The following is a 17,246-nucleotide window of genomic DNA, read 5'->3' as shown; positions in this document are numbered from 1 at the left end:
AATGGGTAGCAAATCTAGGCAAAAAATTATGACTATGGAAAATACGTATACAAAACAACAAGAAATAAAAGAAAGAGCATTAGCAAGGAAAAAAGTACTGCTTTTTCGTCGTTTATCGTTATTATTAATAATAACTGTTGCCTTTTCTTATATCTTAATTTCCACTCTTATTTCTAGGAATGATCTTCTTAAGGAAAAGAAACAAGAAAAGGTAAAGTTGGAAAAGACTATAGCAAAATTGGATAAGAAAAAGTCGCTATTAAAGGATGAAGTAGTAAAATTGAACGATGATGAATATATAGCAAAGCTTGCAAGAAGCGAATATTTTCTTTCACAAGATGGGGAAATCATTTTTAATATTCCGGAGCCAAAAGAAAAAGAAGAAGAAGATGAGTTATATTGACACCCTTTTTTGTCGTTGGCTATAATATATAGTAAGGTTTATTTTTTATCTTATTAAGGAGGAAAACATTTTTTATGTCAATCGAAGTAGGCAGCAAGTTACAAGGAAAGGTAACAGGCATCACAAATTTTGGAGCGTTTGTAGAATTACCAGAAGGCTCAACTGGACTTGTTCATATTAGTGAAGTCGCTGATAATTATGTTAAAGACATTAACGAGCATTTAAAAGTCGGCGATGAAGTACTGGTAAAAGTGATCAATGAGAAGGATGGTAAAATTGGTCTTTCTATACGAAAAGCGAAAGAACAGACACAAAGCCAAACACACAGACCTCGCCAAAATAAGCCCAATAATAACTTCCGTACAAAGGAAAATTTTGAGCAAAAAATGGCGCGCTTCTTAAAGGATAGTGAAGATCGATTATCATCATTAAAGAGAAATACTGAATCAAAACGTGGTGGCCGTGGTGCTAGACGAGGCTAACTTGCTGTCTATTCCTATATAGCAGGTTGAACGTGAAAAAAGGCAGGACTGTATTGGACAGTTCTGCCTTTTCTATTTTCCTATTTAAAAATGAATTAAAAAAACCGGCAAATTTGCCGGTTCTTTTTCTTAGATGACCCGTACGGGATTCGAACCCGTGTTACCGCCGTGAAAGGGCGGTGTCTTAACCGCTTGACCAACGGGCCAAATCATTGCTGTCTGACCAAGGCGCTTTTCGCCTTTCTTAGTAGCGGCGGAGGGGATCGAACCCCCGACCTTACGGGTATGAACCGTACGCTCTAGCCAGCTGAGCTACACCGCCATATTAATAGATCTCTTTAAAAAGCACAATGTCTATGATACATAGGGAATTTAAATATGTCAATATATTTTTGTTCCTTTTGTCGGTTTCTATAGATTTTCAACTTAATGCGCCATTTTTTGAGGTTTTTACTTTTTTACAAAAAATGAAAGATACGTAGAAGATCACATTATAAAGGACTTCTACGTATCTTTACCAAATAGAAATAATCTATAAAGGTTCAAAACTTGTATAGTTATTAAAGTTTTCGCTGAAAGGAGTCGAACTTTTCTTACAATTTGCTCCTCTATTTTGACAAAGTTTGATGCTTGTCCATTTTATAATGGAAAGCAACGAATACGAATAGGGAGTGTGTAAAAATGGCGAAGGTGAATCAAAGCTTTTTTGAACCTGGGCACAATGTTGATTTGCATGAAACAAAAGTCGAGTTTTCAGAAGGATTAAGACGTTTTCAATTAAAATTAAATCTTTTATTTTTACAGAAGGGAATCGTTTTATTATTAATAGGATTTTTACTTGGACGGGCAATGATACTATCTCACTTAACACCTTTTTCATTACCGTTTTTTGCATCCGTTTATATGATGAGACGAAAAAAAGCTCCGATTGTTTTAATTGGACTAGCAGTTGGTGCTTTAACGGTTTCAATGGGAAACTCCTTTTACACATTACTGTCGGGAATATTTTTTCTTGTTACATATAAAACATTTAGCAAATTTCATAAGGATGAGATCAGAGCCATTCCGTACTACGTATTAAGCATTTCGTTTATTTCAAAATGTTGCCATTTCTATATCATCCAGCATCAAAATTTTACCATGTATGATAGTATGATGGCGGCTGTTGAAGCTAGTCTATCATTTATACTTACTCTTATTTTTATGCAGAGTATTCCATTATTATCACTAAGAAAAAGAAAAAAAACATTAAAAACAGAAGAAGTGGTTAGTTTAATTATTTTATTAGCCTCTGTGTTAACAGGTACGATTGGTTGGACGATGTATGATTTGTCCATTGAGCATATTTTATCAAGATATTTAGTACTTCTTTTTGCCTTTGTAGCGGGAGCAACAGTTGGTTCAACAGTTGGGGTAGTGACGGGACTTATTTTTAGCTTAGCGAATGTTTCTAGCTTTTATCAAATGAGTTTACTGGCCTTTTCTGGTTTATTAGGCGGTCTGTTAAAAGAAGGGAGGAAGATAGGGACGGCAATTGGCCTGCTTATTGCAACATTGCTTATCGGAATGTATGGGGAAGCAAAAACTCCATTAATCGTTAACATCTATGAATCAGCTGTAGCAATATTCCTTTTGTTTTTAACGCCTCAAAGTTTGACAGCTAAACTTGCTAAACATATCCCTGGAACAAATGAACATACACAAGAACAACAACAATATATAAGAAAAATAAGAGATATTACAGCCAATCGAGTGGAACAGTTCTCGTCTGTTTTTCAGGCACTATCAAAAAGTTTTTCACAATATGACCAATGGAGAGACCATGATGGGGAAGAACGTGAAATCGATTATTTCTTAAGCAATGTTACAGAAAAAACATGTCAAACCTGCTTTAAAAAGGAGCAGTGCTGGGCAAAAAACTTTAATAAGACATATGATTTAATGAAAAAGGTGATTCATGAAACAGAAAATGGGGATGGGGTAATACCACATAGGGTGCATCGTGAATTCGATAAACATTGTACAAAGGCAAAAAAAGTAGAGGATGCGATCTTACAAGAATTAACGTTCTATCAAGCAAATCAAAAGTTAAAACTGCAAGTGAAAGAAAGTAGAAAACTTGTAGCTGAACAGTTGCTCGGGGTTTCTGAAGTAATGGGCGATTTTGCAAAAGAAATTCAACGAGAACGTGAAAATCATCATAAACAAGAGGAAATGATATTGGATGCCCTTCAGGATTTTGGGATCGATATTGAACACGTAGAAATTTATAGTTTAAATGTGGGGAATGTAGATATTGATATGACGATTCCGTATTGTAACGGTCATGGTGAATGTGAAAAAATAATTGCTCCTTTGCTTTCTGATATTCTAGGGGAAACCATTGTTGTACAGAAGGAAGAATGTGCATCTTATCCAGATGGTTTCTGTTATGTAACGTTTCGCTCGGCTCAAGCGTTTGTCGTCGAAACAGGTGTTGCACATGCAGCTAAAGGCGGAGGATTCGTTTCAGGTGATAGTTACTCTACGATCGATTTAGGCACGCGTAAATATGCCGTTGCGATAAGTGATGGAATGGGAAATGGGGAACGTGCCCATCATGAAAGCAATGAAACATTGCGGCTTTTACAAACTATTTTACAATCCGGCATTGAAGAAAAGGTAGCAATTAAATCTGTTAATTCAATTTTGGCTTTACGAACGACGGATGAGATTTTTTCAACACTTGATCTAGCGATGATTGATCTACAAAATGCTAGTGTAAGGTTTTTAAAAATAGGCTCTACGCCAAGCTTTATTAAACGGGGGGATAAAGTAATAAAAGTAGAATCAAGTAATTTACCAATGGGAATTATTCAAGAATTCGACGTAGATGTAGTATCGGAGCAGCTTAAAGCCGGAGATCTTTTAATCATGATGAGTGATGGAATTTTTGAAGGGCCAAAACATGTAGAAAATTATGATTTGTGGATGAGAAGGAAGATCCGGGAAATTGAAACGAAAGACCCTCAAGAAATAGCGGACTTAATAATGGAGGAGGTAATTCGTACACGCTCAGGGTTGATAGAGGATGATATGACAATTGTAGTTTCCAAAGTGGAACATAATACACCTAAATGGGCATCGATACCAACCGGAAAACTTAAAACAATGATTTCCTAAACTAGCAGGTGTTAATAGAATAGAAAATTCCTAAAGTATAAAATCTTTCCTAATCGTCGAAAATGGTTGTAGGAATACGAAAATTAGTTTAGCGATTGATTTAGGAGGGGAAAATTTTGAAAACAGGTACGTTAAAACAAATTTTATTAATTACTGATGGTTGTTCCAATCAAGGTGAAGACCCAGTAGCAATGGCAGCACTTGCAAATGAACAAGGTATTTCCGTTAATGTAATTGGTGTAGTAGAAAACGATGTAATTGATGAAAAGGGCATGAATGAAATTGAAAATATTGCAATGTCGGGTGGTGGTGTGAGTCAAATTGTTTATTCGCAAACTTTATCCCAAACGGTACAAATGGTAACTAGAAAAGCGATGACCCAAACATTACAAGGTGTAGTAAACAAAGAATTAAAACATATCTTAGGAAAATCTGTAATGATTGACGAACTTCCTCCTGATCAAAGAGGAGAAGTGATGGAAGTAGTCGATGAATTAGGTGAGACGGTTGATTTGGAATTGCTAGTTCTTGTCGATACGAGTGCAAGTATGAAGCATAAACTACAGACCGTCAAAGAAGCCTTATTAGATTTATCATTAAGCCTAAATGCAAGAATGGGAAATAATCAATTTTCTGTCTTTGTATTTCCCGGGAAAAAGAAAGATGTCGAAAAATTGTTGGACTGGACGCCTAAATTGGAATCTTTAACAGGGGTTTTTTCCAAGCTAACTGTCGGAGGAATAACACCAACAGGACCAGCAATGAAAGAAGCTTTGGCTCATTTTAACAAAAAACGATCTTTAAGGGGATTGCTTTCAAATGATGATGAACAATACTTTGAAGAATCAATATAGTTTTCCTTCAGGAACGATTGTCTATGGAAAGTGGCATCATAATCGTTACACGATCGTTAGGGAGCTTGGATCGGGTGCCAACGGAATTGTTTATTTGGCTAAAAGTCAAAACAGTTTTGTCGCATTAAAAATGAGTGATAACTCAATGTCGGTTACTTCTGAGGTTAATGTTCTAAAAGCATTTAAGAAGGTCCAAGGGTCAACCCTCGGGCCTTCTTTATTAGATATTGATGACTGGGAAATGAAGACAAAGAAAATTCCTTTCTATGTTATGGAATATATACAAGGTCCCAATTTGTTAACTTTCATTCAAACAAAGGGTCATTCATGGACCGGTGTATTAATTCTTCAATTATTAAATGATCTCCATCGTCTCCACCAAGAAGGATGGGTGTTTGGAGACTTAAAGCCGGAAAATCTTATTATTACAGATTCCCCTACCAAAATTCGTTGCATTGATGTTGGAGGAACAACTATGCAAGGAAGGGCAATAAAAGAATTCACAGAGTTTTTTGATCGAGGATATTGGGGAGCTGGAACAAGGAAAGCAGAACCATCTTATGATTTATTTGCAGTGGCTATGATAATTATTAACTTATCCTTTCCTTCAAGATTCACTAAAAAAGGTGATGGCTTAGATCAATTAATAAAGATTGTTCAAATGAATTCGGAATTGAATAAATATCGCAATATTCTAATAAAAGCGTTGAAGGGTGAATACGGTACAGCACAAGAAATGCGAAAAGATCTATTAAGAGCACTGTCAAATGATTCTGATGGCATACATAAACGAAAGACCGTTCAAAAAAGCAAAACGAAAGCTGCAAGGAAACCCATTAATCGAACAAGGCAGGGAAAACGAAAACAAAAAAAGACCACTCGTGTATTTGAAACAGTTTGTATAGTGTTGATCGTCTCTTTCCTCTATTTTTTATATATTTATGGCCAGTTATTGTAGTGAGTATGATTAAAAAATTTTTTCGCAAATTAATCGATTATGGAATTTTTTTATTGGTACAATGAAAAGTATAGAATTATCCAAGTAAAAAGATTGGAAAGTTACTATTCATTATGAAAAGGAACGAGTTTAATGCTTGTGTTTGAAAAGAAATTAGCTGATTTTGTTAAAAGGAATAATCTGTTAAAATATGGCGATTCTCTTCTAGTTGGGGTATCGGGTGGACCGGATTCTATTGCCTTGCTTCATTACCTACATCACAAAAAAACGAAATATCATCTTTCAATTATGGCAGCACATGTTGACCACATGTTAAGGGGGAATGAATCATATAATGACCTTAAGTTTGTTCAAAGTCTTTGTAAGCAATGGGATATTCCATGTGAAACGGTTCGGATAAATATTCAGGAAAAAATGGTACATGAACAAAAAGGATTTGAAGAAACAGCTCGAATATATCGTTATCAATTTTTTGCGGATATAATGAAGAGACATCATCATCACAAACTGTTATTAGGTCACCATGGAGATGATCAGATTGAAACGATATTAATGAGATTAACACGTGGAAGTACCGGAAAGGGAAGAGCGGGTATTCCACTTACGCGCCCTTTTGCTAATGGACAAATTGTAAGACCCCTCCTTTGTTTAACTAAGCAGGAGATTGAAGAATATTGTCATTTTTATGGATTACAGCCGCGAAGGGATCCAAGCAATCAAGATCAAGATTATACGAGAAATCGTTATCGATTGAATATTTTGCCGTTTTTAAAAAGAGAAAACCAACACGTCCATGAACATTTTCAGCGTTTTAGTGAGGAAATAACAGAAGATGAGGATTATTTACAGGAATTAACGCTGTTAAAAATGAATAAGCTATGGAATAAAAATGAAAATGAAATTACGATAGAAATTCCCTTGTTCAATGCAATGCCTTTGCCTTTACAAAGAAGAGGGATTCAACTAATATTAAACTATCTTTACAAAGAAAATCTTTCTAATACGACTACCCATCATACTGACGCTATTCGAGACTTATTGGCAGATCAAAAACCATCAGGTCAACTGGATCTTCCATTAGGTTTAAAAGTAAGAAGGTCATATCAAAAATGTATATTCTCTTTTAAACAGGAGTGGCCAACTCATACATATGAATTAAAATTATTTAAAGATAATGAGAAAAATCTACCTAATGGATATTTTATGAAATTAACTGAAGGAAAGGTATATGAACTTCAAGATGATGAAATATATCTACAGTTAGATGAAGCTCAACTCCCGTTAATTATTAGAAACAAAAGAATTGGCGATCGAATGAGGGTAAAAGGACTAAATGGAACAAAAAAAGTGAAGGATATATTTATTGATGAAAAAATCCCGAAAGACAAAAGGGAAGATTGGCCGATTGTCACTGATAATAAAGGCAAAATTTTATGGATACCAAATTTAAAAAAATCCAGCTTTTGTTTTTTGCCAAATCCGGAGCAATCTTGTTACATCTTACAATACTCAAAGCAAACAACTCCTAGGGGGCAAGCATTTCAAATGAAACAGGATATTGAAAAGATATTAATTAGTGAAGAAGAAATCCAAAAGAAAACAAAGGAATTAGCCGAAGAACTAACAATTGAATATAAGGATCGTTTCCCTTTGGCGATTGGTGTTTTAAAAGGTGCAACATTGTTTATGTCAGATTTATTAAAACAAGTGGATACATATTTAGAAATGGATTTCATGGATGTATCTAGCTATGGAAAATCGATGGTATCTTCAGGAGAAGTGAAAATTTTGAAGGATTTAGATACTTCTGTTGAAGGTAGAGATATTTTAATCATCGAAGATATCATTGATAGTGGGCTTACATTAAGCTATTTAGTTGAGTTATTCCGTTATCGTAAGGCAAAGTCCATCAAAATTGTTACTTTATTAGATAAACCATCAGGCAGAAAAGCAAATATTGAAGCGGATTACGTCGGCTTCGAAGTTCCTGATGCCTTTGTCGTTGGCTATGGACTAGATTATGCTGAAAGATATCGTAATTTACCTTATATCGGTGTACTTAAGCCATCTGTGTATAACAAAGATGAATAGGTCCAAAATAAGGAAGGAAATATAAAGAAGTGAATTCAAAAAAAGAAATAGCTGTTTATATAACTGGAAAGGTAAATTGTTGTAATCTTGAGAATTTCTATGATACTATTGAATATAGTTTTTTGACCGTGGGAGGAGGTAAGGAATGAGTAGAATCTTTAGAAATACCATCTTTTATGTATTATTATTTCTCGTCCTTATTGGAATTGTAAGCTATTTTAACAATAACAATGAGTCGACAAAAGATATAACATATGATCAATTTATTTCCCATTTAGAAAAAGGGGATGTAAAAGAATTTTCATCACAGCCTGAAAGAGGTGTGTATGAAGTTCGAGGTGAACTAAAGGATGCAGAGAAAACAAAATTCGTTACTTATGTATTGAATAGCCCGTCCGCCCTTGAACGGATTGAAAAAGCAGTCGATACAAGTGGTGCGGAAATGAATAATTTACCTGCCAAAGAAACAAATGGTTGGGTTTCATTCTTCACATCAATTATTCCGTTTGTTATTATTTTCATCCTCTTCTTCTTCTTATTAAATCAAGCCCAAGGCGGCGGTGGCCGTGTAATGAACTTTGGGAAAAGTAAAGCAAAGCTTTATAATGATGAAAAGAAAAAGGTTCGTTTCCGTGATGTTGCCGGTGCGGACGAAGAGAAGCAAGAGCTAGTTGAAATAGTAGAGTTTTTAAAAGACCCACGTAAGTTTGCTGAGCTAGGGGCAAGGATTCCGAAAGGTGTTTTGCTTGTTGGACCTCCTGGAACTGGTAAGACTTTATTAGCACGTGCAGTTGCTGGTGAGGCCGGAGTTCCATTTTTCTCAATTAGTGGTTCTGACTTTGTAGAAATGTTTGTTGGTGTGGGTGCATCTCGTGTTCGTGATTTATTTGAAAATGCGAAGAAAAACGCTCCATGTATTATATTTATCGATGAAATTGATGCGGTAGGTCGTCAACGTGGTGCGGGTCTTGGTGGTGGTCACGATGAACGTGAGCAAACATTAAACCAATTACTTGTTGAAATGGATGGCTTTGGCGCAAATGAAGGAATTATTATTGTTGCAGCAACCAATAGACCTGATATTTTAGACCCCGCGTTATTACGTCCGGGACGTTTCGACCGTCAAATTACTGTAGATCGTCCAGATGTAAATGGTCGTGAAGCTGTTCTGCGTGTTCACGCAAGAAATAAGCCGTTGGATGGAGACGTTGATTTAAAAGCCATTTCTCAAAGAACACCAGGTTTTTCTGGGGCAGATTTAGAAAACCTGTTAAACGAAGCGGCGCTTGTTGCAGCTAGGCAAAACAAGAAAAAAATCGATATGTCAGATGTGGATGAAGCAACAGATAGAATAATTGCGGGTGTATCGAAGAGAAGCCGTGTTGTTTCTAAAAAAGAAAGAAAAATTGTTGCTTATCATGAGAGTGGACACACGATTATAGGGCTTGTATTAGATGAAGCGGAAATGGTTCATAAAGTAACGATCGTTCCACGGGGTCAAGCCGGAGGGTATGCGGTTATGTTGCCGAAGGAAGATCGTTATCTAATGACAAAGCCTGAACTTCTTGACAAAATTACTGGACTATTAGGTGGACGCGTTGCAGAGGAAGTTACCTTTGGGGAAGTTTCCACTGGGGCTTCAAACGATTTCCAACGTGCTACTAATATTGCGAGAAAAATGGTGACTGAATATGGAATGAGTGACAAGCTCGGACCTCTTCAATTTGGTCAATCACAAGGTGGTCAAGTATTCTTAGGTCGTGACTTTAATAATGAGCAAAACTATTCTGATAAGATTGCTTATGAAATTGATACTGAGATTCAAGATATTATTAAAGAATGTTATGAACGTGCTAGAAAGATCATCCTTGAAAATCGTGAAAAATTCACAATCATTGCAGAAACTTTGTTAGAAGTTGAGACATTAGATGCTGAACAAATCAAGCATATTTATGATCACGGTACATTGCCGGACAGAAAGACTTCTGCAACCGAACAGTTGAAATTCGATAAAGATGATTCAACTGATCCATTAAAGGTCAATATCCAAAAGAAACAGGAAGATTTCACTAAATCAGATGAGTTGAAAGATGAAGATCGACCTGAAAAATTTGGACCTACTAGAGTTCCTAACCAAGACGATAAAGGGGAACCGAAAGAATAAAATATTTCTTAAAAGGACATTGTTATTATATAATAGCGATGTCCTTTTTTTACGTTAGTAAGCAAAATTATGGTATGATGTTGGCATGTTAAATTAGAATAGTTAAAGTGGTGAAAATATGTTATTCGTATTAGACGTTGGAAATACAAATATTGTATTAGGTGTATATGATAAAGATGAACTAAAGTATCATTGGAGAGTTGAAACGAATCGTCATAAAACAGAAGACGAATATGCAATGGTGATACGATCTTTATTCCAACACGTAGGAATAGAATTTAAAGATATAAATGGAATCATTATTTCGACCGTTGTTCCACCGATTATGTATACATTAGAGAGAATGTGTAATAAGTATTTTCATGTGAAACCTCTCGTAGTTGGACCCGGAATTAAGACAGGCTTAGATATAAAGTATGAAAATCCTCGAGAGGTTGGAGCAGATCGAATCGTTAATGCTGTAGCAGGAATTAATGAATATGGCAGCCCGCTTATTATTGTTGACTTTGGTACAGCAACAACCTTCTGTTATATAAATGAGCATAGTCAATATATGGGAGGTGCTATTTCTCCTGGCATCGGAATATCAGTTGAAGCTTTATATTCAAGGGCCGCGAAACTACCGAGAATAGAAATTGCAAAAACCGATGAAATAATTGGCAAAAATACAGTTGCTGCGATGCAGGCCGGTCTTGTGTATGGCTATGTCGGTCAAGTTGAGGGTATTGTTAACCGTATGAAAGCAAACAGTAAAAAGGAGCCGATCGTCGTAGCGACTGGTGGACATGCAAATTTAATTGCTAGTGAATCTAAGGCTATTGACATTGTCGATTCATTTTTAACGTTAAAAGGTTTGAGACTAATTTATAAAAGAAATATGAATGACTGAAGGGAAGGTTATAATGGGTGATTATTTAGTAAAAGCTTTAGCATATAATAACCAAGTTCGTGCTTATGCAGTATCAAGTACAGAAACGGTTGGAGAGGCTGTTCGAAGACATTATACATGGCCTACTGCTTCTGCTGCATTAGGGCGCTCAATGTCAGCAGGAGTTATGATGGGAGCAATGTTAAAAGGAGAAGAAAAACTGACTATCAAAATTGAAGGCAACGGTCCGATCGGCCCGATTCTTGTTGATAGTAATTCTAAAGGGGAAGTACGTGGATATGTTACAAACCCCCAAGTTCACTTTGATTTAAATGAAAAAGGTAAATTGGATGTGCGAAGAGCTGTAGGCACCGAGGGGACATTAACAGTTGTTAAAGATTTAGGACTAAGAGAACATTTTTCAGGGCAAGTTCCTATCGTATCCGGTGAGCTCGGTGAGGATTTTACTTATTATTTTGCTACATCCGAACAAACTCCATCTTCTGTAGGTGTTGGGGTACTTGTAAATCCTGATAATTCAATCCTTGCATCCGGTGGCTTTATTATTCAATTATTACCTGGAACAGACAATAAAGTTATTGATGAAATTGAAAAAAGACTTCAATCAACGGAACCGATTTCAAAGCTAATTCAAAAAGGATTGAATCCGGAAGAGATTTTAGAGAATATATTAGGAAAAGACAATGTAAAAGTTGTTGAAACAATGCCAGTACAATTTAAATGCAATTGCTCAAAAGAACGTTTTGGGGCAGCTATTATTAGTTTAGGAAAAGATGAAATTCAAGATATGATTACTGAAGATGGGAAAGCGGAAGCTCAATGTCATTTCTGCAATGAAAAGTACTTATTTTCCAAAGAAGAACTAGAAGAACTTATAGCAGAAGCATATTAATGTAAAGGCACGGATATTTTAGGAAAAAAGGCATAAGTATATAATACTTGTGTCTTATTTTTTTAAGTGTATTTTCTTTGACTTTTCAAATAGTAAGTGATAAATTTGAAATAATTAAACCAATAAAAATACTCGGAATTTGAGGTGGGAGAATGGCTCGTTTAGTTAATTCAATTGCCGAATTAGTCGGTGGAACACCAGTGGTGAAATTAAATCGTGCAACAAGTGAGAATCAAGCGGAAGTATATCTTAAACTCGAATATATGAATCCAGGAAGTAGTGTAAAAGACCGAATCGCTCTGGCGATGATTGAAGCTGCAGAAAAGGAAGGAAAAATAAAGCCTGGTGATACAATTGTTGAACCAACAAGCGGAAATACAGGTATTGGTCTAGCGATGATTGCCGCGGTCAAAGGTTATAAGGCGGTCCTAGTGATGCCTGACACGATGAGCTTAGAACGGCGAAATCTCCTTCGTGCTTATGGTGCCGAACTTGTATTAACACCTGGAGCTGAAGGGATGAATGGTGCGGTTAAAAAGGCTGAAAGCTTGGCTAATGAGAATGGATACTTCATGCCACAACAATTTAAAAATGAAGCGAATCCTGAAATTCACCGTCTAACTACGGGTAAGGAAATTGTTGAACAAATGGGTGAGCAGTTAGATGCTTTTGTATCCGGAATTGGTACAGGTGGAACGATTTCCGGTGCCGGTGAAGTGTTGAAAGAAAAATACCCGGATATTAAAATAGTTGCAGTTGAACCAAAGGATTCACCGATTCTTGTTGGTGGAAAACCAGGCCCTCATAAAATTCAAGGACTTGGTGCTAACTTTGTTCCAGACACTTTAAATAGGGAAATCTATGATGAAATTATTCACGTAGGTACAGAGGAAGCATTTGAAGCATCAAGAAGAGTAGCAAAAGAAGAAGGAATATTAGGTGGAATCTCTGCTGGTGCAGCCATCCACGCTGCATTAAAAGTTGCTTCAGAACTTGGAAAAGGTAAAAAAGTATTAGCTATTATTCCAGACAATGGAGAGCGTTATTTAAGTACTGCATTATATCAATTTGAGGATTAGAAATTAAATAGTTTACTCTTTTAGGCAATCGGAACCCCGTTTGCCTTTTTTTGTGTTCACATATCTTACTCAACTTAGATTATGGGTTGTGAAATGTAATGTGAAAGCGTTAGACTGTAAATAGGAATCATTATGGAAGGAGATAAATGAATGACTCAAGTACTTCATTGTCGCTCACATCAATTAGATTATAAAAATAAAACATTAATAATGGGAATTTTAAATATAACACCTGATTCCTTTTCAGACGGTGGGAAATACGATGACATGGGAAATGCGGTGAAACGTGCAAAACAAATGATTCAGGATGGTGCTGATATTATAGATATTGGTGGAGAGTCCACCAGACCTGGTCATGTCAAAGTAAGTGCTGAAGAAGAAATTTCAAGGGTTGTACCTATCATAAAAGAACTATCTAATACACTCGATGTTCCATTGTCTATCGATACATATAAAGCAAAAACTGCCGAACAGGCAATATTAGCAGGAGCACATATCGTCAATGATATTTGGGGGGCAAAGGAAGATCCCGAAATTGCTAATGTCGCTGCTGAACATGAAGTACCTATTATTCTTATGCATAATAGAAAAAATCTAAACTATACAAATTTTATTCGTGATGTTATATCCGATTTATATGAAAGCATTACTATTGCAAAAAAGGCCGGTATAAAGGATGAAAATATTGTATTAGATCCGGGAATAGGCTTCGCTAAAGATTTACATCAACAAATTGAATTGATGAAAAATCTAGATAAAATTGTTGGATTAGGGTACCCAGTCCTTTTAGGAACTTCGAGAAAATCAATGATTGGTCAAATTATGAACTTACCCGTTGAAGAAAGGATGGAAGCAACAGGGGCGACAGTTTGTTTTGGAATCCAAAAAGGTTGCCAAATTATGAGGGTACACGATGTTAAAGAAATTAGTCGAATGACAAAAATGATGGATGTTCTTGTCGGTAAGGGTGAAATAAATGGATAAAATTATAATCAATAATATGGAGTTTTATGGATATCACGGAGTATTGCCTGAGGAAAATCGACTCGGTCAAAGATTTCGTGTAACGTTAACCCTTGAGCTAGATTTACAAAAAGCGGGGAAAACTGATAACTTACATGATACTGTAAGCTATGCAGAAGTTTATGAGGTTTGTAAAGAAATCGTAGAGGGAAAACCCCACCAGTTATTGGAATCCGTTGCAGAAAAGCTTTCCGAAACAGTTTTGGAAAAGTATCCGCTTATTGATCAAATTACTGTACAATTAATCAAACCGGATCCGCCAATACGTGGACATTACCAATCAGTTGCAGTTGAAATCTCAAGGAGAAAAAGCCGATGAATAATATTGCATATATTTCAATGGGGTCGAATATTGGTGATCGGGAAAAAAACTTGAAAGATGCGTGCGCCTTATTAAATGAAAATGGAGTAGATACAGTCGCAGTATCTTCCGTTTACGAAACAGATCCTGTTGGCTATACGGATCAAGGTAAGTTTTTAAATATTGTAGTTAAAGTAGAAACGGAATTTTTGCCCGAACAGTTATTGAAAAAATGTTTGGAGATAGAAAAAGAATTGGGGAGAATTAGGGATATTAGGTGGGGGCCAAGAACAATTGACCTTGACATTTTACTTTATAATAACGAAAATATTGAAACAGAGCATCTAATTATTCCTCATCCACGGATGCATGAACGAGCATTTGTGTTAGTGCCTTTAATAGAGATTGAGCCTAACGCACAGTTACCCAATGCTACAACCCCTTTACATCAAGTTCTAGATGAAATACCTGATAAAGAAGGTGTTAGATTATGGAGATAGATAAATGGGGAAGACGTATTCGTGCTTTTCGAAAATTAAAGGGATATACACAAGAAAGTTTCGCGAAAAAACTTGGAATATCTGTCTCTATTTTAGGTGAAATGGAGAGAGGAACGCGTTTACCATCAGATGAATTTTTGAATAAGGTGGCTAATCTGCTGGATATATCTGTAGATGAGTTAACGCCTCCAGAAAATTAATGCAATACACGCGCTGAACTTATACAACTTGGAGAAGTTGAATCAGGAGCTATAAAAGTAAGTTGTTTCGAAAAGCTACCAGTTATAGCTGGTGGTTTTTTCTACATAATTTTCTTTTTCGAATTCATTGATTTAAAAAATCAATTCATAAGGGATGTCTGAAAATGTGAAATTGTGTACAATAATAAAGTATAATGAGATATATTTGTACTAGCTTTATAATATAGGATGGAGTGACAATAATGAGCTTTGAGGAATTAAATGACCAATTACAGGTTAGAAGAGAAAAAATGAATTCTATCCGTGAAAAAGGTATGGACCCGTTCGGTAAACGCTTTGATCGAACTCATAATACACAAATGATTAAAGAACAGTATGAGGAATTTTCGAAAGAAGAGTTAGATGAAAAAGAAGTACAAGTAACAATAGCTGGTCGGGTAATGACTAAAAGGGGCAAAGGAAAAGCTGGATTCGCCCATGTGCAAGATTTAAACGGACAAATTCAAATTTATGTGCGTAAAGACAGTGTAGGCGACGAACAATATGAAATATTTAACTCAGTCGATTTAGGTGATATTGTCGGTGTTACCGGAACAGTTTTTAAAACAAAAGTCGGAGAACTTTCAATTAAAGTTAAAGACTTTAACTTATTAACAAAATCACTTCGTCCATTACCTGATAAATTTCATGGTTTAAAGGATATTGAACAACGTTACCGTCAAAGATATTTAGATCTAATTATGAGTGATGACAGTAAACGTACATTTATTACCCGAAGCTTAATTATCCAATCTATGCGACGTTATCTAGATGGACAAGGTTATCTAGAGGTAGAAACACCAATGATGCATGCGATTGCAGGTGGAGCTTCAGCAAGACCGTTTGTTACACACCACAATGCGTTAGATATACCTTTATATATGCGTATAGCTATCGAGCTTCATTTAAAGCGCCTAATCGTTGGTGGGTTAGAAAAGGTATATGAAATTGGCCGAGTTTTCCGTAATGAAGGAGTTTCAACCAGACATAACCCCGAGTTTACTATGATTGAATTATATGAGGCCTACGCAGACTATAAAGATATTATGAAATTAACCGAAAATATGGTTGCTCATATTGCAAAAGAGGTTCTTGGTAGTACAAGCATTAAATACGGAGAATATGAAGTAAATCTTGAACCAGAATGGCGTCGACTACATATGGTTGATGCTGTAAAAGAATATACTGGTGTAGACTTTTGGCATGTAACTTCAGTTGAGGAAGCTCGCCAGCTAGCAAAGGAACACGGAATTGAAATTACCGAGCATATGCAATACGGGCATATTGTTAATGAATTTTTTGAACAAAAAGTTGAGGAAAAACTTATTCAGCCTACATTCATTTATGGGCACCCGGTTGAGATTTCACCATTAGCTAAGAAGAATGATGAAGATCCACGTTTTACAGACCGCTTCGAGCTCTTTATTGTAGGAAGAGAGCATGCAAACGCCTTTACTGAATTGAATGATCCTATTGATCAACGTGAACGCTTTGAGGCGCAGCTAAAAGAACGTGAACAAGGAAATGATGAAGCACATATGATGGATGACGATTTCATTGAAGCTTTAGAGTACGGTATGCCTCCAACAGGTGGACTTGGTATTGGGATTGACCGTCTAGTAATGCTTTTAACTAATTCAGCATCTATTCGTGATGTATTGTTGTTCCCGTTAATGAAAAACCGCGATTAATTGCATTTTTAAACTCCAATCAATTAAAGGGTTGGAGTTTTTTTAAAACTATTTATTAGTATTTTGAAATAGTAATATTAAAAATATAAAAGGTTTAAAAAAAGTATTGCATCGCAAGAAAAAAGGTGGTATATTATTATTCGTTGCTCCACAAAAGGACAACAAAGCATTAAAAAGGAAGTAAAAAAAGTTGTTGACAATAACAACTTGAAGTAGTAGAATATAAAAGTCGCTTATCAATGCGAATAATTGATCTTTGAAAACTGAACAAAACAAAACGTCAATTAATTTATTTTTTTAACTAGAGCTATTTCAAACATCTTTTTGGAGAGTTTGATCCTGGCTCAGGACGAACGCTGGCGGCGTGCCTAATACATGCAAGTCGAGCGAATCTGATAGGAGCTTGCTCCTTTTCAGATTAGCGGCGGACGGGTGAGTAACACGTGGGTAACCTGCCTGTAAGACTGGGATAACTCCGGGAAACCGGGGCTAATACCGGATAACTTTTTCCTTCGCAT

15 protein-coding genes, 2 tRNA genes, 1 rRNA gene and 1 pseudogene are annotated in these 17,246 nt (G+C 36.0%); 17 read left to right on the top strand and 2 right to left on the bottom strand.

The genetic code is table 11. The annotated features are described in order from the left end of the window. The first annotated feature begins 1 nt into the window (after nucleotide 1). Both B5V89_RS06680 and B5V89_RS06675 read left to right on the top strand, forming a co-directional pair. Nucleotides 2-403 (top strand): FtsB family cell division protein, encoded by a 402-nt coding sequence (locus tag B5V89_RS06680; protein ID WP_066232912.1) that lies wholly within the window; start codon nucleotides 2-4, stop codon nucleotides 401-403. A 74-nt stretch (nucleotides 404-477) separates the two neighbouring features. Next, a complete protein-coding gene (locus tag B5V89_RS06675; RefSeq protein WP_066232910.1) occupies nucleotides 478-885 on the top strand; it encodes a S1 domain-containing RNA-binding protein in 408 nt (135 codons plus the stop codon). Nucleotides 886-1,019: 134 nt separating this feature from the next. On the opposite strand, the gene B5V89_RS06670 is transcribed toward B5V89_RS06675, so the two are convergent. After that, a tRNA-Glu gene (locus B5V89_RS06670) sits at nucleotides 1,020-1,091 on the bottom strand. Nucleotides 1,092-1,133: 42 nt separating this feature from the next. Continuing rightward, nucleotides 1,134-1,207 (bottom strand) — tRNA-Met (locus B5V89_RS06665). Nucleotides 1,208-1,566: 359 nt separating this feature from the next. Here B5V89_RS06665 and spoIIE point away from each other — a divergent pair. The 15 genes and pseudogenes from spoIIE to B5V89_RS06595 form a co-directional block, all read left to right on the top strand. Continuing rightward, complete coding sequence (gene spoIIE, locus B5V89_RS06660) at nucleotides 1,567-4,047, top strand: stage II sporulation protein E (protein ID WP_108071109.1); 2,481 nt, start codon at nucleotides 1,567-1,569, stop codon at nucleotides 4,045-4,047. A gap of 116 nt (nucleotides 4,048-4,163) precedes the next feature. Further along, the gene (locus B5V89_RS06655) at nucleotides 4,164-4,901 is read left to right on the top strand and encodes a vWA domain-containing protein (RefSeq protein WP_108071108.1); all 738 of its coding nucleotides are present in this window, start codon (nucleotides 4,164-4,166) and stop codon (nucleotides 4,899-4,901) included. After that, nucleotides 4,870-5,859, top strand: a complete 990-nt coding sequence (locus B5V89_RS06650; protein ID WP_108071133.1) for a protein kinase domain-containing protein — start codon at nucleotides 4,870-4,872, stop codon at nucleotides 5,857-5,859. Before B5V89_RS06655 ends, B5V89_RS06650 begins: the two co-directional genes overlap by 32 nt. Nucleotides 5,860-5,991: 132 nt before the next feature. Further along, a pseudogene (tilS, locus tag B5V89_RS06645) lies at nucleotides 5,992-7,287 on the top strand (tRNA lysidine(34) synthetase TilS); the annotation flags it as partial. 117 nt (nucleotides 7,288-7,404) lie between these two features. Then, nucleotides 7,405-7,950 carry a hypoxanthine phosphoribosyltransferase gene (gene hpt, locus B5V89_RS20660; protein ID WP_325949551.1) on the top strand — a complete coding sequence of 182 codons (546 nt, stop codon included), beginning with the start codon at nucleotides 7,405-7,407 and terminating at the stop codon, nucleotides 7,948-7,950. A 145-nt stretch (nucleotides 7,951-8,095) separates the two neighbouring features. Further along, on the top strand, nucleotides 8,096-10,114 hold the full coding sequence (gene ftsH, locus B5V89_RS06640; protein WP_108071106.1) for an ATP-dependent zinc metalloprotease FtsH: 2,019 nt from the start codon (nucleotides 8,096-8,098) through the stop codon (nucleotides 10,112-10,114). 118 nt (nucleotides 10,115-10,232) lie between these two features. Further along, the gene (locus B5V89_RS06635) at nucleotides 10,233-11,003 is read left to right on the top strand and encodes a type III pantothenate kinase (protein ID WP_107920748.1); all 771 of its coding nucleotides are present in this window, start codon (nucleotides 10,233-10,235) and stop codon (nucleotides 11,001-11,003) included. A 13-nt stretch (nucleotides 11,004-11,016) separates the two neighbouring features. Beyond that, on the top strand, nucleotides 11,017-11,895 hold the full coding sequence (gene hslO, locus B5V89_RS06630) for an Hsp33 family molecular chaperone HslO (protein ID WP_108071104.1): 879 nt from the start codon (nucleotides 11,017-11,019) through the stop codon (nucleotides 11,893-11,895). 152 nt (nucleotides 11,896-12,047) lie between these two features. Continuing rightward, on the top strand, nucleotides 12,048-12,974 hold the full coding sequence (gene cysK, locus B5V89_RS06625) for a cysteine synthase A (RefSeq protein ID WP_108071102.1): 927 nt from the start codon (nucleotides 12,048-12,050) through the stop codon (nucleotides 12,972-12,974). Nucleotides 12,975-13,124: 150 nt separating this feature from the next. Beyond that, nucleotides 13,125-13,958: a dihydropteroate synthase gene (gene folP / locus B5V89_RS06620; protein WP_066232885.1), complete on the top strand. Its 834-nt coding sequence runs from the start codon at nucleotides 13,125-13,127 to the stop codon at nucleotides 13,956-13,958. Beyond that, complete coding sequence (gene folB / locus B5V89_RS06615; RefSeq protein ID WP_066232880.1) at nucleotides 13,951-14,316, top strand: dihydroneopterin aldolase; 366 nt, start codon at nucleotides 13,951-13,953, stop codon at nucleotides 14,314-14,316. The genes folP and folB overlap by 8 nt, the downstream gene beginning before the upstream one ends. Then, nucleotides 14,313-14,798 (top strand): 2-amino-4-hydroxy-6-hydroxymethyldihydropteridine diphosphokinase, encoded by a 486-nt coding sequence (folK, locus tag B5V89_RS06610; protein WP_066232878.1) that lies wholly within the window; start codon nucleotides 14,313-14,315, stop codon nucleotides 14,796-14,798. The genes folB and folK overlap by 4 nt, the downstream gene beginning before the upstream one ends. Next, nucleotides 14,789-14,998, top strand: a complete 210-nt coding sequence (locus B5V89_RS06605) for a helix-turn-helix domain-containing protein (protein ID WP_066232875.1) — start codon at nucleotides 14,789-14,791, stop codon at nucleotides 14,996-14,998. Before folK ends, B5V89_RS06605 begins: the two co-directional genes overlap by 10 nt. Nucleotides 14,999-15,240: 242 nt before the next feature. Beyond that, the gene (gene lysS, locus B5V89_RS06600) at nucleotides 15,241-16,728 is read left to right on the top strand and encodes a lysine--tRNA ligase (protein ID WP_066232872.1); all 1,488 of its coding nucleotides are present in this window, start codon (nucleotides 15,241-15,243) and stop codon (nucleotides 16,726-16,728) included. A 321-nt stretch (nucleotides 16,729-17,049) separates the two neighbouring features. Then, nucleotides 17,050-17,246: ribosomal RNA gene (locus tag B5V89_RS06595) — 16S ribosomal RNA — on the top strand; the annotation flags it as partial.

Source organism: Heyndrickxia sporothermodurans (genome assembly GCF_003055045.1).
Lineage (GTDB): Bacteria > Bacillota > Bacilli > Bacillales > Bacillaceae_C > Heyndrickxia > Heyndrickxia sporothermodurans.
This window is presented reverse-complemented; position numbering and strand designations above follow the sequence as displayed.

Bases quoted from the DNA above. Each gene is read 5' to 3' on its own strand.
- folB (WP_066232880.1), top strand. From the start codon at position 13,951: ATGGATAAAATTATAATCAATAATATGGAGTTTTATGGATATCACGGA.
- B5V89_RS06635 (WP_107920748.1), top strand. From the start codon at position 10,233: ATGTTATTCGTATTAGACGTTGGAAATACAAATATTGTATTAGGTGTA.
- folK (WP_066232878.1), top strand. From the start codon at position 14,313: ATGAATAATATTGCATATATTTCAATGGGGTCGAATATTGGTGATCGG.
- B5V89_RS06680 (WP_066232912.1), top strand. From the start codon at position 2: ATGGGTAGCAAATCTAGGCAAAAAATTATGACTATGGAAAATACGTAT.
- B5V89_RS06605 (WP_066232875.1), top strand. From the start codon at position 14,789: ATGGAGATAGATAAATGGGGAAGACGTATTCGTGCTTTTCGAAAATTA.
- hslO (WP_108071104.1), top strand. From the start codon at position 11,017: ATGGGTGATTATTTAGTAAAAGCTTTAGCATATAATAACCAAGTTCGT.
- folP (WP_066232885.1), top strand. From the start codon at position 13,125: ATGACTCAAGTACTTCATTGTCGCTCACATCAATTAGATTATAAAAAT.
- hpt (WP_325949551.1), top strand. From the start codon at position 7,405: ATGAAACAGGATATTGAAAAGATATTAATTAGTGAAGAAGAAATCCAA.
- ftsH (WP_108071106.1), top strand. From the start codon at position 8,096: ATGAGTAGAATCTTTAGAAATACCATCTTTTATGTATTATTATTTCTC.
- spoIIE (WP_108071109.1), top strand. From the start codon at position 1,567: ATGGCGAAGGTGAATCAAAGCTTTTTTGAACCTGGGCACAATGTTGAT.
- cysK (WP_108071102.1), top strand. From the start codon at position 12,048: ATGGCTCGTTTAGTTAATTCAATTGCCGAATTAGTCGGTGGAACACCA.
- B5V89_RS06650 (WP_108071133.1), top strand. From the start codon at position 4,870: ATGATGAACAATACTTTGAAGAATCAATATAGTTTTCCTTCAGGAACG.
- lysS (WP_066232872.1), top strand. From the start codon at position 15,241: ATGAGCTTTGAGGAATTAAATGACCAATTACAGGTTAGAAGAGAAAAA.
- B5V89_RS06675 (WP_066232910.1), top strand. From the start codon at position 478: ATGTCAATCGAAGTAGGCAGCAAGTTACAAGGAAAGGTAACAGGCATC.